At 69.1% G+C, this 14,193-nt stretch carries 14 protein-coding genes; 4 read left to right on the top strand and 10 right to left on the bottom strand.

The annotated features are described in order from the left end of the window. Nucleotides 1-88 precede the first annotated feature (88 nt). Nucleotides 89-1,378, bottom strand: a complete 1,290-nt coding sequence (locus HBE64_RS19355) for a helix-turn-helix domain-containing protein (RefSeq protein WP_167105797.1) — start codon at nucleotides 1,376-1,378, stop codon at nucleotides 89-91. Nucleotides 1,379-1,475: 97 nt separating this feature from the next. Here HBE64_RS19355 and HBE64_RS19360 point away from each other — a divergent pair, with 97 nt between their 5' ends. After that, on the top strand, nucleotides 1,476-2,051 hold the full coding sequence (locus HBE64_RS19360; RefSeq protein WP_167105800.1) for a TetR/AcrR family transcriptional regulator: 576 nt from the start codon (nucleotides 1,476-1,478) through the stop codon (nucleotides 2,049-2,051). 17 nt (nucleotides 2,052-2,068) lie between these two features. Here HBE64_RS19360 and HBE64_RS19365 read toward each other — a convergent pair whose 3' ends face one another. Beyond that, on the bottom strand, nucleotides 2,069-2,713 hold the full coding sequence (locus HBE64_RS19365) for an NADPH-dependent F420 reductase (protein WP_167105803.1): 645 nt from the start codon (nucleotides 2,711-2,713) through the stop codon (nucleotides 2,069-2,071). Between the two features lie 191 nt (nucleotides 2,714-2,904). On the opposite strand from HBE64_RS19365, the gene HBE64_RS19370 reads away from it, so the two are divergent. Then, nucleotides 2,905-3,300, top strand: coding sequence for a nuclear transport factor 2 family protein (locus HBE64_RS19370; RefSeq protein ID WP_243841384.1), 396 nt, complete (start codon nucleotides 2,905-2,907; stop codon nucleotides 3,298-3,300). A gap of 57 nt (nucleotides 3,301-3,357) precedes the next feature. Here the strand turns inward: HBE64_RS19370 and HBE64_RS19375 are convergent, their stop codons facing one another. The 5 genes from HBE64_RS19375 to HBE64_RS24800 are packed head-to-tail and all read right to left on the bottom strand — an operon-like array spanning nucleotide 3,358 to nucleotide 8,382. Then, complete coding sequence (locus HBE64_RS19375; protein WP_167105806.1) at nucleotides 3,358-3,651, bottom strand: WXG100 family type VII secretion target; 294 nt, start codon at nucleotides 3,649-3,651, stop codon at nucleotides 3,358-3,360. Nucleotides 3,652-3,665: 14 nt separating this feature from the next. Further along, on the bottom strand, nucleotides 3,666-3,974 hold the full coding sequence (locus HBE64_RS19380; RefSeq protein WP_167105809.1) for a WXG100 family type VII secretion target: 309 nt from the start codon (nucleotides 3,972-3,974) through the stop codon (nucleotides 3,666-3,668). 54 nt (nucleotides 3,975-4,028) lie between these two features. Then, a complete protein-coding gene (locus HBE64_RS19385; RefSeq protein WP_167105811.1) occupies nucleotides 4,029-5,186 on the bottom strand; it encodes a type VII secretion-associated protein in 1,158 nt (385 codons plus the stop codon). Continuing rightward, nucleotides 5,183-6,646: a type VII secretion protein EccCb gene (gene eccCb, locus HBE64_RS24795; protein WP_371744204.1), complete on the bottom strand. Its 1,464-nt coding sequence runs from the start codon at nucleotides 6,644-6,646 to the stop codon at nucleotides 5,183-5,185. The genes HBE64_RS19385 and eccCb overlap by 4 nt, the downstream gene beginning before the upstream one ends. Then, complete coding sequence (locus tag HBE64_RS24800; RefSeq protein ID WP_243841385.1) at nucleotides 6,619-8,382, bottom strand: FtsK/SpoIIIE domain-containing protein; 1,764 nt, start codon at nucleotides 8,380-8,382, stop codon at nucleotides 6,619-6,621. Before HBE64_RS24800 ends, eccCb begins: the two co-directional genes overlap by 28 nt. Before the next feature lie 90 nt (nucleotides 8,383-8,472). Here HBE64_RS24800 and eccD point away from each other — a divergent pair, with 90 nt between their 5' ends. Together eccD and mycP are read left to right on the top strand one after the other, a co-directional pair. Next, nucleotides 8,473-9,756 carry a type VII secretion integral membrane protein EccD gene (gene eccD / locus HBE64_RS19395; protein WP_167105813.1) on the top strand — a complete coding sequence of 428 codons (1,284 nt, stop codon included), beginning with the start codon at nucleotides 8,473-8,475 and terminating at the stop codon, nucleotides 9,754-9,756. A gap of 44 nt (nucleotides 9,757-9,800) precedes the next feature. Beyond that, entirely contained in the window at nucleotides 9,801-11,072 is a 1,272-nt protein-coding gene (mycP, locus tag HBE64_RS19400) for a type VII secretion-associated serine protease mycosin (protein WP_243841693.1), read from the top strand. On the opposite strand, the gene eccB is transcribed toward mycP, so the two are convergent. The 3 genes from eccB to HBE64_RS19415 are packed head-to-tail and all read right to left on the bottom strand — an operon-like array spanning nucleotide 11,034 to nucleotide 14,180. Continuing rightward, nucleotides 11,034-12,383, bottom strand: coding sequence for a type VII secretion protein EccB (gene eccB, locus HBE64_RS19405; protein ID WP_167105817.1), 1,350 nt, complete (start codon nucleotides 12,381-12,383; stop codon nucleotides 11,034-11,036). The two genes, mycP and eccB, sit on opposite strands and share 39 nt — an antisense overlap. A gap of 58 nt (nucleotides 12,384-12,441) precedes the next feature. Then, nucleotides 12,442-13,494 carry a polyprenyl synthetase family protein gene (locus HBE64_RS19410; protein WP_167105819.1) on the bottom strand — a complete coding sequence of 351 codons (1,053 nt, stop codon included), beginning with the start codon at nucleotides 13,492-13,494 and terminating at the stop codon, nucleotides 12,442-12,444. Beyond that, a complete protein-coding gene (locus HBE64_RS19415; protein ID WP_167105821.1) occupies nucleotides 13,491-14,180 on the bottom strand; it encodes a hypothetical protein in 690 nt (229 codons plus the stop codon). Before HBE64_RS19415 ends, HBE64_RS19410 begins: the two co-directional genes overlap by 4 nt. Nucleotides 14,181-14,193: the final 13 nt, after the last annotated feature.

Consider the following 14,193-nt stretch of genomic DNA (forward strand, 5'->3'; position numbering starts at 1 on the left):
GGACGACGAAATGTGTCGGTCGTCACTCAACGTAGGCAGTACGGGGTTGCAGCACGGTTGCACGCAACGTGCAACGTGAACCTGCGCGTCAGCTCAGGTCGAGATCGAGGCCTGCCAGGCGGCCGCGGGCTTGCGACTGTTGCACCGAACCGGGCAGGGCACCGTCGTGCAGGACGCGCCACCCGTCCCGGTCGTCGCGGCCGTCGGGGCTGTCCAGCCAGCGGCGCAGGACGGCAGGGTCGGCGCAGGCCAGCACCGCTGCCCGCAGCGTCATCGTCAGCTCGTGGCGCAACCGCGCGACGGCGGGCGACATCGATTGCGGCAGAAGCGGTCCGGGGTAACGGTCCAGCGCCACACTCACCTCGCCGACCTCGATGGCGTCGTGCACTTCGTCGATGTCGGTGGCGATCGGCACCAGCAGCCGGTAGGGCCGCGACTCGATGACGTCGGCCCCGACGACCTTGCGCAGGCGCGACACCTCGGCGCGTACCGTCACCACATCGAGGTCCTTGTCGTCGAGCAGCATCGCGAGGTGATCGGCGGACAGACCTTCGGGGTGCCGGCTGAGCAGCACCAGGATGTCGGCATGCCGGCCGGTGAGAGTGGTCGAGCGCAGGTGGCCGACCTCGTCGGTGACCGTCCATCGCGGACGGTCCCATCCGAGCACGGCCAGGCGTGGCGGTCTGGGAGTGCTCGGCTGCGGGGCGCCGGTCAGCCGGAGCAGTGCGAGGTGGTTCTCGACGGCGACGACGGTGGCGCGCACCAGGGCCAGCGCCTGCGGTGTGGCCACCCGCGGCCCACCGGTGAGGTCGATCGCCCCGATCTGGGCGCCGGTGTCGGGGTCGTGCACCGGGACCGCGGTGCAGTTCCACGGCTGGACCATCCGGGCAAAGTGTTCGGAGCCGCGGATCTGAAGTTCGGCGTCGAGGGCAAGCGCGGTCCCGGGCGCGTTGGTGCCTGCCCCGCGTTCACTCCAGTCCGCGCCCGGCACGAAGTTCATCGCCTCTGCCCGGCGGCAGGCGGTGCGGTCACCTTCGACCCACAACAAGGTCCCGTCGGCCGCGGTCACGGCGACCACCACTCCTGATCCAGCGGCGTCCTCGACGAGCAGTCGGCGGATCACCGGCAGGGTCGGCGCCAGCGGGTGGGAGTCGCGCAAGCGGGCCAGTTCCTCCCCCACCGGGGAGGGCCGGGCAGCGAGGTCGGGGTCGACTCCTTTGGCGAGGCTTCGCTGCCAACTCTTGGCGACGATCGGGCGCAGGCTGGATTCGAGATAGGAGCCGTCGACCTCCCCGGTGACGAACAGTTCGTGGACCGCACGCAGCACCGCAGAGGGCCGAGCGGCCGACCCCCCGCTGGATATTCTGGATGTGCCCATCGGCGATCACACTCCTCGCGCAGCCGTCCCGGCCGGGCGCGTGCGGTCACCATACGCCATATCGGGAGCTGCAAGTCCTGAACCTTAGACTGGGTCGATGGCACGACCGCCGGAGTTCGATCGATCTCAAGCGTTGGTCAGGGCCTTGCACCTCTTCTGGGAGAAGGGCTACGAGCGCACGACGGTTCGACACCTCACCGACGTGATGGGCATCTCGGCACCGAGTCTGTACAACACCTTCGGAGACAAAAAGAAGCTGTACGACGAGGCGGTCGCGGAATACACCAGCGCCCCATCGCGCGTCATCCCGCCGGCACTCAGCGAGCGCCGCGCCCGTGACGTCTTCGCCCGCATCCTCGACATCGCCGCTCGTGAGTACGGGAGCGCCGAGCATCCCCCCGGCTGCTTCGTCATCTCCGACCCCGTGCTGCGGGACGAACGTCTCCTGGGCCGGCAGGCAATCCGCGACCGATTGGTGCAGGCGGTCGGCAACGGTGACCTGTCTGACGATGCCGATGTCGAGGCACTGGCCGACTTCATCGACATCGTCTTACGCGGGATGTCCTCACTGGCCCGCGACGGGGCGGACGCCGGGACCCTCCGCGCCGCGGCCGACGTCGCGCTACGGGCATGGCCGGCGCAGGCGCGGCGCCGAACGGTACGCAAGACCTGAGCGCGCGCCGGGCGTGCTCAGCTGCCCTCGGCCAGATCCATGTCGGCCGGGCTGTCACCGGCGATCGGCTGCGAGATGAAACTATGTGTCGTCAACGGTCCGCCGAACTGTTGCAGCAGGCCGCCCTCGTCGTTGCGCCCCAGGTCAATCGGCGCGAAGCCCAGTCGTCCGATCAGCACCGCAATCTCGCCGCGGGCGTCGGGGTCGTTGCCGGAGAGGAAGACCACCCGGCGCCCGCCGCGGCCATCACCCGGTTCTCGTGCCAGCACTTTGGCCCAGGTGCTGCCGAACGCCTTGACGACGCGGGCATTGGTCGCCCACCCCTCGACCACATCCGCGGATGCCCGACCGCCCAGATCGGCCGGGCCGAAGGTGGTGTAGTCGATCGCGTTGGTGGCATCGACGATGATGCGCCCGCGCCAGTCGGCAACCTGCTGCACGAGTCCGCGAACCGCATCGAAGGGCACCGCCAGCACGACGATCTCAGCGCTCAGCGCTTCGCCGACATCGACTGGTGTGATCACCGATCCGATCTGCTCCACCAGGGGCGCGACCGCCGAGACTCCCTTGGCCGTCGCCATGTCGACATCTAGGCCGCTCCGGGCGAATTGCCGGGCCAAGGCTTGGCCGATATTGCCGGTGCCGATGATCGAGTACGTCATGGTTCACTCCTGTCGATAGTCTAAACGGCCTGCCGGACGGGAACTTCCGCGGCGTCGCCGGGATTATGGACGGAGCTTCCACCTGATACCGTCATCGTCGAACCATTTTATCTGACATGTTACAAAACTGCGCCGCGCAGTGTGCTCACCCAACAGTTGCGGCGAGACCAACGACCAACGACCAACGACCAATGACCGATGACGGAAGCGAAGGCCAGATGGCTGCTGCAGTAGAAAAACTGATGCACGACAACTTGCTCGCGGTGTTCAACGAGCGCGAAGACGGCAAACGGCACGCGGCAGCGGCGCAGACCTATGCGGCCGACGTTCGGTGGACCGATGCGGAGGGCACCACGACGGGCCTCGCTGCTCTGGAAGCCAAATGTGTGGGGCTGCAGAACGGTCTGGGCGGTCTGCAGTTCGAGGCGGTCGGTCCGGTTCACGCGCTGGAGGGCTTCGGTTATCTGGCTTGGCGGCTGGTGGATCCCGGGAGCGGCCAGACACCGATGAGCGGGTTCGATGCTGCCCTGATCTCAGACGGGCGCATCAGCCACTTGTGGACTGTCCTCACCCCTGCACAAGGGTGACTGTGTGGCCCCGACGGCTCTCCTCCGTCGAGGCCACACAGAGTTCGCACCCCGGCATCAACCCCACAGCCGGGCGGCGCGCCGGTCAGCTTCGGCAACGTCGGTGGCACCGTCGCGTACCGCGTTGCCCAGCCGAATCAGAATGTCGTGCAGGGCGGCTACGGCGTGCTGCCAGCGGGCCTGCTCCGACTGGTAGGCCGTCGCCGCGTCGCGGGTCCACACCTGCTGCAGCGGCGCGATCTGACGGCTCAGATCGTCGAGGGCAGCACCCAGGCGCGTAGAGGTCTGCTGGATGTCGGCGAGCACGGTGGCTTCGATCTGGGCGAAGTCATACGACAGGATGGGGTCCACGGCAGCTGCTCCTTCTACTGTTGCCCGGCGACGTCGGCGATCCGCGCGGCATGCAGATGTGCCGCCTCTCGCAGCGTCTGCTCGTTGTGGCGAATGGTCTCGGCGATGGCGGCCAGCGCACCGGTCAGCCGGTTGGACTCTGTGTTCCATTGCGCGACAACCTCTCTGAACCTGGCAGCGGCGAGACCTCCCCATACCGACTGCGGCACCGACTCCATCCGGGCGATGAATCCATGCAACAGGGCGCGGATCTCCTCATGGCGGGCGTCGGTGGCAGATGCGGCCGCACGCATCACCTCGAAGTCAGTGTTGAGTGTCGTCATGGGAGTGACCTGTCGAGTTGTTTGTGCTCACAATGGATTCGACGCACACTGGCGTCATTCGGTTCCACCGATCTCACGCGCCGAGCCCACCGCTGCCTCGCAGACTGAGTCGACCGTCTCGGGTCGGCCGACAGCGCTCTGGCATCCGATGCTGATCCGGGTGGAGCCGTCGAGAACGACGAACCAGCGGACCTCACGCCCGATGCGGGCTTCGCGGTAGCTCACCACCCGACGGTCGGCTGTGCGGCCGTCGGGGTCGAAGTCGACGAAAACTCCGGGTGACTCACGGCTCATCGCGTGCTCCACCGATCGCGCGACGGCGTCATAGGTCTGTTCCGGATCGTAGGACTGGGTGATGTGCAGCGCGTCGGCGGGATTCACCGGGGAGGTGAGCTGCACCCGGCGCGACCCCGGCCCTGCGGTGATCCGGGTCAGCTGCCAGTCCGGCGGGACGCGCACGACGACACGACCTTCCACCAGGGTGGCCATCCGATCGGCCGTGGCCGGCTCGGTAGGACGCGCGGCAATGACGCCTACGGCGCCGATCACGATGGCCACCGTCGCCGCGGCCGCCCATGCCGGTAGCCGCGAGGCGGGCACGATGACAGGACCGCGGGGCTGTTGTGCGGCCGACGCGAGAGTGTCTTCGATGCGAACCACGCGTGCGCTGATGCTGTTGCGCCGCAATTCTTTCAGGATCAACGACGCCAGCTCCAGCGAATGCGGCTGGCCAACTGGTGCGTCGACGATCACCGGGGTGCCGATGGCTCCCACCGTGGCGACGACGGCGGCCACGTCAGCGGGTCCGTCAAGCACCTCGGGCGCGGAGGTGTCGCGGCATACCGCCACCATGTCGGCACCGATCTCGATCACCACTTCGACGGCGTCCACCTGGTGTCGCCCCAGCAGTGCCGACCGCGTCACCGTCTGCACATCGCCTGTCACCAGAGCCGCCCACTCCCGGATCCGGGCAACCCGCCCCGATGGCCACCAGGTGGGGTGCACGAGAGTCAGGCTCGCCGGACGGGTGCCGGCGGTGGACGACAGGACGTGCCGCCACAACGCCGCGACGGCCACCGGACGCTCGTGGAGCAGGACCGTCGTGTCGTCGATCCCGGCCAGCGCGCACGCGACCATCTCCGGATCGAGCGCAGCGCCGTCGCGGGGCGGCAGCTGACGGACAGTCGCGGGGCCGACCTCCAGCACGGTCACGGCGGAGACCAACCGACCTGAATACGCTGTGCGCCATCGCTTGTCACGAGCAAGCCGCGACCTGGCGGTTGTGGTCCCGGGCGGTGCGCACCGGCGACAGGTCCTTCGTCCGGTGAGCCGCTCATCAGCAGGATGGGGCAGCGCCCGTCCCGGAGATGGGCCAGCAGCGGGTCATAGAGTGCCCGGGCGATGCCCGCGCAGCGCCGGGCGACGACGAGGTGCAGGCCGATGTCGGTTGCGTGTGGCAGCAGGTCGACCAGTCCTGCGAGGGTGTCACCCGCGAGCGCACCGACCAGCTCGTGGTCGTCGATCATGATGACGATCTCCGGGCCGCTCCACCACGATCGAGACCGCAGTTGATCGGCGGTCACGTCGGCTGCGGGCAGCCGGCCGCGCAACAGTGCCAGCAGGTCCGGAAGTGTCTCGGCCAGTACAGCGGCGGAGAAGGCATACCCGTACAGGTGCCCTGGGTCGACAACTCCGAGCAGGCTGCGTCGAAAGTCCACGACGAACAGCTGGGTCTGCTGTTCGTCTGTGCCGCGGACGATGTCGAGGCACAGGGTGCGCAGGGCCGAGGTCTTGCCGCAGTCCCGGTCACCGACGATCAGCAGATGGGGGTCGCGGCAGAAGTCGAGTACCGTCGGGGTCAGCTCCGGCTCGCCGATGCCCAACAAGACACCGGCGCCGCAGTTGGTCTCGTCGAGTAGGGCGGAGTATTCGACGAGGGCGGGTAGAAGCCGAACCGGCGGCGCCGTCCACGCGCCCCGGACCGTCACATCCGACGGCGTCGACGTGGCGATGACGAGATGATGGCCCTCGGCGGTGATTCCGCGGCCCGGCCTGCCCAGCTGAACCAGCGCCGCCTGCTTGCGGTTCATCTCGGAGTCGAGGGGGTCACCGAGTCGTAGCTCGATCCGGGTGCCAATCTGGTCCTTGAGGCCTGGACGGATGTCGGCCCAGCGGCCCGCGGTCAGGATGACGTGGACCCCGAAGGACAGACTGTGCCCGGCCAATGCGGTGATGCGCGTTTCCAGCTCGCCGAAATCGTCGCGGACGGTGAGCCATCCGTCGACGACGAGGTAGACGTCGCCGAACTCGTCGCGGTGTCCACCCTCGCGCGATCGAACGATCGCCTCGACGTGGTTGAGCGTTGCACGCACCAGTTCCGGGTCGTGGCGTCCGGCCACCGACCCGACATGCGGCAGGACGCTCAGCGCGGTCACAGCGCCGCCGCCGAAGTCGAAGCAGTAGAACTGGATTCGACGCGGATCGTGGTGCGCCGCGAGCGCAGTGACGAGGGTGCAGACGGTCTGCGACTTGCCGCTCTGCGGCGCGCCGACCACCGCGACGTGGCCGCCGGCACCGGCGGTGTCGACCCTGAGTGGGACGCGACGCTGCTCGAACGGGCGGTCAACGAGGCCGATCTGTGCACTCAGGTCGGGACAGTCGCTGTTTGGCAGATCCGATAGGACAGGTGCGACTCCAAACCGCGCAGCCGGCCCTCGTCCAGACGCTGGCTGGCCAGCAGCAGGTGCACCCCGAGCGAGCGACCCACCCGGCCGATCATCGCGAACAGGTCCGCGAATTCCGGTTGCCGGTGCAGGAGTTCGGCGAACTCGTCGACCACGACGAGCAGCGAGGGCAGCAGAGGCAACTGCGGGTCGTGGTGTCGGGCCAGCCGGTAGGCGGCGAGGTTGACGGCGTTACCGGCGCGATGCAGCAGCTGTTGGCGGCGGTGGATTTCGCCGGCGAGCGCTTCCTTGGCGCGCATCACCAGTTGGTCGTCCTCGGACAGGTTCGTGATGATCGCCGCGACATGGGCGAGGCCGCCGAGCCCGAGGAAGGTCGCGCCGCCCTTGAAGTCGACGAGCACCAGGTTGAGCTCGTCGGGTGAATGCCGGCAGGCCATCCCGACCACGACCGTCCGCAACAGTTCGGACTTGCCCGATCCGGTGGCCCCGATGCACAGCCCATGTGGCCCGTGTCCACCCTCAGCGGCCTCCTTGATGTCGAGGTCGACGGCGGCGCCGTCGGGAGTGCGGCCCAGCGGCACCCGCAAGGCACCGCCATCACTAGCGGCGTCGACAGCCCGGCTGACCCGGTAGCGCGCCAGACGGCGGGCGCAGTCACGTGCCGCAGCGACGCTGAGCGCATCGGCTCGGGCGAACTCCTCGCCGGACACCGAGAGTCGCCCGGCGTCGAGGCGCATCGTGAGCGCATCGGTGTCGGCGGCCGTGCCGACGACCATGGACGTCACCGCCTCCCCGCCGGCGGCGTAGCGGCCGTCCGACCGGTCGACGAGGACGATCAGGTGGGGTCGCACCGCGTCGGCGGCAAGGGCTTCGAGATCGGCATGACAGTCGTAGACCATCGGGGTGCCCGAGGCCGGATGGCGGTTGTGCGGCAACCACTTCAGCCAGTCCCACTCGTCGCGGCGGCCTGGATCGACCATCGCGGCGATCAGCACGGCGTTCGGCGGCTGCAACACCGCGAGCTGACAGATCATCGCTCTCGCCAGCGCACGCGCGTCGTCCCGGTCACCGTCGAGCGCCAGCGCGGAAACACCGGTCAGCGCAAGGGCGATCGGTGCGTCGTCGACCACGGCATGGGTGCGGACACACTGCCGGAAGGCCTCCGCAGTGACGGGGTCGAGGTCCTCAGGTGCCGCGACTGGGGGCAACGCGATGCGACGGCACAACCGTTGTGCGCCCAGGCCCAGCCGCACGTGGCCGAAGTCGCGCTCCCCGGCGCGGCGCTCCCACATCCGCCTGCCCCCGATCAGCGTCCATAGCGCCGCCGGCGCCGGGTGCATCCAGGTGAGCCGCACATGTTGTCGCTGAGCGGCATCTCGCAGCTGGGCAGCGAGACCGTCGAGGTGGTCGAGATAGCGGCGCCGCTGCTCGTCGAGGCGAAGGCCACCATGGGCGCGCCCGCTCTGCCACAGCATCGCCAGCATCGACATCAGCGCCATACCGGGCAGCATCAGCATCATCGGACTGACCGGCCTGCCCGACCTCGCAGCCCAGACGAGCATGCCGGCGCCGGCGACGACGCCCACCACGAGGGCCGGCGCGAACCGTGCCGGCCCTCCCGTCGGGGCGGGGACCGGCGGTGCTGGGATCACGATGTCGTCGCCGGGGATCTCCGGTGGCCGCAGTCGTGCATGCCCGCCGAACTCGATGGTCGTCGTGCGCATGCACGGACGGTAGGCAGCCGGCGCCACCGCGGCAATTCACCTGTGGACAGCGGAGTTCACCGCCGCCGCAGCATGGCTAGCGTCCGCGGAATGACTGTGAACACCGGTGTGTGCCTCGTGTCGATCAGGACCGCGCGTACCGAGGCGGAGCTGGCGCTACCTGCCGACAGAGCGCTCAGCGAGTTACTGCCGGCACTGGCCGAGGCCATGGGCGAGCATCCGAGCGCTGCTGAGCTGCACCTGATCCGGCCGGACGGCGCCGTCGTGGACTCGACCAGACCCCTGGCACAGTGCGGAGTCCGGGACGGCGACGTGTTGTTCCTGGCCCCGGCTGACGGTCCCGCGCCCTACCCGGGGATCGACGTGAGCAGCGTACTAGCCCGCGTGGCCGAACGTACCGACCATCGGCCACCTGCCCCCGGCTCGACATGGGCAGTCCTCACCGTGGTGTGGTCGGCGACCACCGTGGCGATACTGATCTGCCTGGCGGCCCGCGCGGGTGGTCATGACCACATCGTCTGTGGTTGTGCTGCAGCCACTTTCACACTCGGCGCGGCCGTAAAGGCGCGCCCACAGCGGTGGCTTTCGTTGACCTCGGGTGCCGCGGCGGTGGCCTTGGCCGCACTCACGGCGCTGCTCACGGCACCCGGGCTGGCAGGTTTCCTGCTGGCGATGTCGGCGGTGGGCGCCACCGCCCTGGTGGCCTGGCGGGTGCTCGATCGTGGAGCAGAAGCGTTCGTACCGTTGGCGGCGGTGGGCATGTCGTCGGCCGTGATTTCGGCGACGGCGGTGGTCGGCTGGGTATCCGTGCCTGCGGTCGGCCCGCTGCTGGCCACCACCGGTGCGGGCGTGCTGGCCTGGTCACCGAGACTTGCGACCGTGATCGGCGGCCTGTCGCCCTCGTCGGGCGGCGACGATATCGAGGTGCGCGCAACGCAGGTGCACCAGACCCTCACCGGGTTGGTGACAGTCGGCGCGGCGACGATGACACTCGGAGCGATCCTCAGCGCGGTGTTCGCGGCACGACCGGCAGAGGCTGCCGCCTTCATCGGAGTGACAGCGGTGAATATGCTGTTGCGCAGCCGGATTCATGGCGATCGGCGCCAGCGCTCAGTGCTGCTTATTGCCGGCGGTGTTACCGCGACCGTATTCGCCGCGCGACTGGCCGTCAGCGCACCGTGGGCGGTCGGCCTGCCGTGCGGGCTGACTGTTGTGGCGGCGATCGTCGCAGTTGCGCTTCGGTCGGCAACAATCCGCCTCTCCCCCTCGGAAATCCGCCTGCTCACGGTCGTCGACGCCGTGGTGAGCGCTGCCGTGGCGCCCTCCGCATGCGCGGCGGCCGGGGCCTTCAGCGCGATCGGTGGACTCTTGTGAACAGGATCGCAGCCGCACCTCTCGGCGTGCTGGCGTCGGTGCTGATGGTGGCAGTGCACTGCGCCCCGGCGGCATTCGCCGTGACGCCACCGGCCATCGATGACTCGCTGCTTCCGCCGCCGGCCCCGCCGGCACCACCTGAACCCACAGTGCAACGAAAGCCGTGCGCGGTACCACTGGAGGCGACCGCACACCGGCCGCACGCCACCCAGTTCGACGATCTCGACCTGGAATCGATGTGGCGTCTGACCCGGGGTTCGGGTCAGCGGGTGGCCGTGATCGACACCGGAGTACAGCCGCACCCCAGGCTGCCCAGGGTGATCGCCGGTGGCGACTATGTGTCCAGCGGCGACGGCAGACAGGACTGCGACGGGCACGGAACCATCGTCGCCGGAATCATCGCCGCCGGCCCGGATGACGCCGACCCCAGCGGGTTCAGCGGTGTGGCGCCGGAAGCGGCCGTGATCGCAATCCGGCAGTCCAGCAACATGTTCGGGCCGGTGTCAGATCCGGCGAGCGACGGCTTCGGCGATGTCACGACGCTGGCGATGGCCGTGCGTACGGCCGCGGACATGGGAGCGTCCGTGATCAACATCTCCTCGGTCGCCTGCGCCGAAGGGATGTTCGACGACAGGGTGCTCGGTGCGGCGCTGGCCTATGCGGTCGACGTCAAGGACGCGGTGGTGGTTGCCGCCGCCGGCAACGTCGGGGGCCCGGGCCAGTGCGCGGCACAGAACACCGGCGAACAGCCGACGGTGATCGCCAGCCCCGCGTGGTACGACGACTACGTCCTGACGGTCGCCTCGGTCAACGGCGAACGCGACCCCTCGGCGTTCAGCCTCAACGGCCCGTGGGTCGACGTCGCCGCCCGCGGGGAAGCCGTCGTATCCCTCGACCGGGACGGTGCGGGGATCGTCGACACCCTGGCAGGGCCGTCCGGCCCGACGCCGATCTCGGGAACCAGCTACGCCACCCCGGTCGTCAGCGGTCTGGTGGCGCTCGTGCGGGCCCGCTTCCCGAGACTGTCGGCGCGGCAGGTGATGACGAGGATCGAATCCACCGCACACAAGCCATCCCGCGACTGGAATCCCATGGTGGGCAACGGCATCGTCGACGGTATGGCTGCGCTGAGCGACCAGCCCGTCGCATCGTCGACCCCCCGGCCCGCCCCGATACCCGCTCCGGCGCAGACCAGTCCCGAGGCGGCGCCCTCGCGCGGGGTCATCGTGGCGGGCGCTGCGCTGTGTCTGATCGGCCTTGCGGTCGCCTCGACACGGCTACGGCGCCGCCCCGTCGAGGACGTCCCGGCCGGCTAGTGCGGATTCTCGGCTGAGTTCGGCCCCGGCGGGGAGCGCGGCGAGGAACGCCCACGGCACCGCGGCGGGATCCCGGCCGAGCCCCAGGGCATCTGCCGCCGCCGAATCACGCACGGGGAAAAGAACTCCCGTATCGGAGAGAAGATACCGTCCGGATGTCCCGGCGGTGACGTCGATGCTGTGTCCCGGCGGGATGGCGACCGCGTCGACGTTCGGTCCGTCGCCGTCTGCGGCGGCCAGCGCGACGGTGCTGCTGCCGTCCGTGCCGACGGGTCCGACGGCGATCCCGGCAGTGCCGGAGCGCCACGTCGCACACACCCCGACGGAGTCGTCGCCGAGCAGTGTCGGCACTACGTCGGGGTAAGTGGCCACCGGCAAGGTGTCGACGAGAGCAGCGCCGGCGACGACATCGGGCGATACGGAGGTGATGTCGGTGGTGGCGGCCGGGTCAGCGAAGCGGATCAGGTCGGCAGTCAGGCGGCCGACCCGTTGGAATCCCTCACGCAGGGCGACGTAGAACTCCTCTGATCCCGCCCTGACCGTGCGCACCACGCTGCCGACGGCGAACCCGGCAACACCGGACGGCTGCCCGACCCCGGTGATTCGCGGCGGCCCGATCGCAGGAACCTCGGGGATGACGCTGAGCAATGTCGAGGACACCGGCCGTGGCCTGTGCCCGTCCAGATGCAGCGTACGGGCCGTCACCGGATCGGCGGGATCGACGCGGGCCCGGCGACCGTCGTAGAGCAGATACGTCATCGCATCGCCGTGTGCCGCGGACACCAGGACACCGGCGCCGGGCCCGAGGTCGGCCAGGGATTCCCAGCCGGTGACACCGACCGACGTCGACCGCTCAGCACCGTCGCACACAGCCCAACGCTGATCGACCGGCGGGATCAGTTCACCCACCGCCCGCGGTGCTCCGGGGATGCCGAGGACGGGACCGCGCACGATCCCGCGCAGGGCGGTGTCGTCGACAACCCTCGGCGCTGCCGGACCGCCCAGGATCAGCTCGGCGGAGACGAGGTCGGTCACTGGCCGCAGGCGTTCACCCACCCGGACGAACAGTGCACCGGACTGGCGTGACATCACCAGGGGGCTGTCGCCGGGCACCGGACGCACCATCGTCGTCGCCGCCATGACCGCCCCGACACCCAGCGCCAGGCCACATCCGGCCACCATGGCGCGGCGATGCGCGCGGACCGGATCCTCCCCGGGCGCCACTGGCCGGCCCAGGACCGCGTATTCGAGTCGGCGCCACTGAAACCGGCTGGCGCTGGCCTGTAACCGAAGGGACCCGGGGCGCCGCACGGAATCACCCTAGATCAGTTGTCGCGCGGCAGATTTCGGCTGTCAACAGCCCCCGGCACTAGCGCCAGCGCGCCCAGACGTAAGGCACCAGAGACTGCAAGAAATCCAGGTCGGGCCCGGGTCGGGCACCTGCGAAGGCTTGCGCGAAGTACTCCTCGGCGACCAGCAGGATGCCCTCGGCGTACTGGCGGGTGAAGGTGATACTTCCGTAATCGTCCATCAGGGCCCGGACGGTGCCCACCAACTCCGCTGAGCGTTGCCCCCGGCTGAGGCGCAGGTAGTCGCGGACCACTCGCCGGTCATCCCCTTCGGCGGTGGCCAGCAGATGCACCAGCGTCAAAGTCCGCTTCCCCTCGTACAAATCTCCGAGGATCTCCTTGCCGTAGGTGCGCTCGTCACCGATCAGATTCAGCAGGTCGTCGCGGATCTGAAACGCCGCACCGAAGTGAAATCCGAAACGCACCAGCGGCGCCAGATCAACCGCGCCGGCCGATCCGAGGATCGCGCCAACCCGCAGTGGGTGGATCGTGGTGTACCAACACGTCTTGTGCATAATCAGCTCGAGATAGTCCTCGGGGCCGAGATCTTCGACATCGTCTGCCTGCCAGCCGATCTCGGTCGCCTGCCCCTCCAGCGTCCGCATCGCCATCGTGTCGAATTCGGCCCACACCAGGTCGGCGATCTGCGGGTCGATTCTGCGGGTTGCCTTGCGCAACACCTGACCCGCCACCATGGCCAGGCCGTCCCCCGCATTGAGCGCGGTACCGAGACCGTAACTGGCCGCCAGAGTCGGCCGTCCTCTACGAATCTCACTGCCGTCGACGATGTCGTCATGGATCAGGAACGTGTTGTGCAGCAGCTCGATCGCCACCGAGGCACCGAGCAGCGCGTCAGAGTCGGCGCCGAAGGCGCGGCCTGCCGACAGGCACAGCGCTGGGCGCAGTGCCTTTCCCGGGCGTGCGGGGTATTCGCGCATCGGCCCGTACAGCCACTGGTGCGGCTCGCCGTCGGGAAGAGCGTCGAGCATTGAATTGCGCACGAGCCGTGCGATCACGCGCAGGCGGTCTTCGACGCGCCCCACAAGATCCTCCCGATCGGCGGTGCTCGTCATTGCGCCGCCGCCGGCTCCACCTCGAGCATGATCGGCAGCCAGATATCGGGGTGGCCGTCCACGAGGAGCATCGCGTGATAGCGGCCGGCGGGGACGTCGGCGCCGACCTCGACGTGCACCAGTACGCCCCGACTGCACCGGGCGGGCATCGCAATTTGAGCGGGTTCGAAGACCACCCGGTCCGAACCGATGACGTGTCCGGCGTGCGAGAGCAGATCGCCGCACCGCAACACGATCTCGCCGCGATCCACCGGCCCGCTGTTATGCAGCCACACCTCCCCGGACACCACGGCCGCAGGGCGCACCGTCAGCACGAGGTGCCCGGTGGCCGCAGAGTTGACGAAGTCGAACGCCGCACCCCGGGCCGGTTGGGCAGCCGACGCATTCCCGACCGAGCCGGCAAGTTGGCCAAGAATCGCCCGCCAGGACTGAAGCAACGCCTGGACGTCTGGGTTCTTTTCCGCGGCGGCACTGTCGGGCGGCTTCGACGTTTGCTGTTGCGTGTGGGGGCCGGGCGCTTCCCCGCGGTCAGGCCGGGTCACGAAACGATCCACCAACCCTGCGGCCGCACGGAACCCGCGTGCTTGGATCTCGCCGAGCGCGCGTGCGTTGACTGCCGGATCGAACACCAACGCCCATGGCACGTCCGACATTGCTGCGTCGTCGGGATCGCGGGTTCCGCTCACGTCACCCTCCCCA

This window comes from Mycobacterium sp. DL592 (assembly GCF_011694515.1).
Lineage (GTDB): Bacteria > Actinomycetota > Actinomycetes > Mycobacteriales > Mycobacteriaceae > Mycobacterium.

What these genes read in the sequence shown, in the direction of transcription:
- HBE64_RS19410 (WP_167105819.1), bottom strand. Translation starts at nt 13,494, where the DNA reads ATGACGAGCACCGCCGATCGGGAGGATCTTGTGGGGCGCGTCGAAGAC.
- eccD (WP_167105813.1), top strand. Translation starts at nt 8,473, where the DNA reads ATGACTGTGAACACCGGTGTGTGCCTCGTGTCGATCAGGACCGCGCGT.
- HBE64_RS19365 (WP_167105803.1), bottom strand. Translation starts at nt 2,713, where the DNA reads ATGACGTACTCGATCATCGGCACCGGCAATATCGGCCAAGCCTTGGCC.
- HBE64_RS19370 (WP_243841384.1), top strand. Translation starts at nt 2,905, where the DNA reads ATGACCGATGACGGAAGCGAAGGCCAGATGGCTGCTGCAGTAGAAAAA.
- HBE64_RS24800 (WP_243841385.1), bottom strand. Translation starts at nt 8,382, where the DNA reads ATGCGCACGACGACCATCGAGTTCGGCGGGCATGCACGACTGCGGCCA.
- mycP (WP_243841693.1), top strand. Translation starts at nt 9,801, where the DNA reads ATGGTGGCAGTGCACTGCGCCCCGGCGGCATTCGCCGTGACGCCACCG.
- HBE64_RS19360 (WP_167105800.1), top strand. Translation starts at nt 1,476, where the DNA reads ATGGCACGACCGCCGGAGTTCGATCGATCTCAAGCGTTGGTCAGGGCC.
- HBE64_RS19380 (WP_167105809.1), bottom strand. Translation starts at nt 3,974, where the DNA reads ATGACGACACTCAACACTGACTTCGAGGTGATGCGTGCGGCCGCATCT.
- HBE64_RS19355 (WP_167105797.1), bottom strand. Translation starts at nt 1,378, where the DNA reads ATGGGCACATCCAGAATATCCAGCGGGGGGTCGGCCGCTCGGCCCTCT.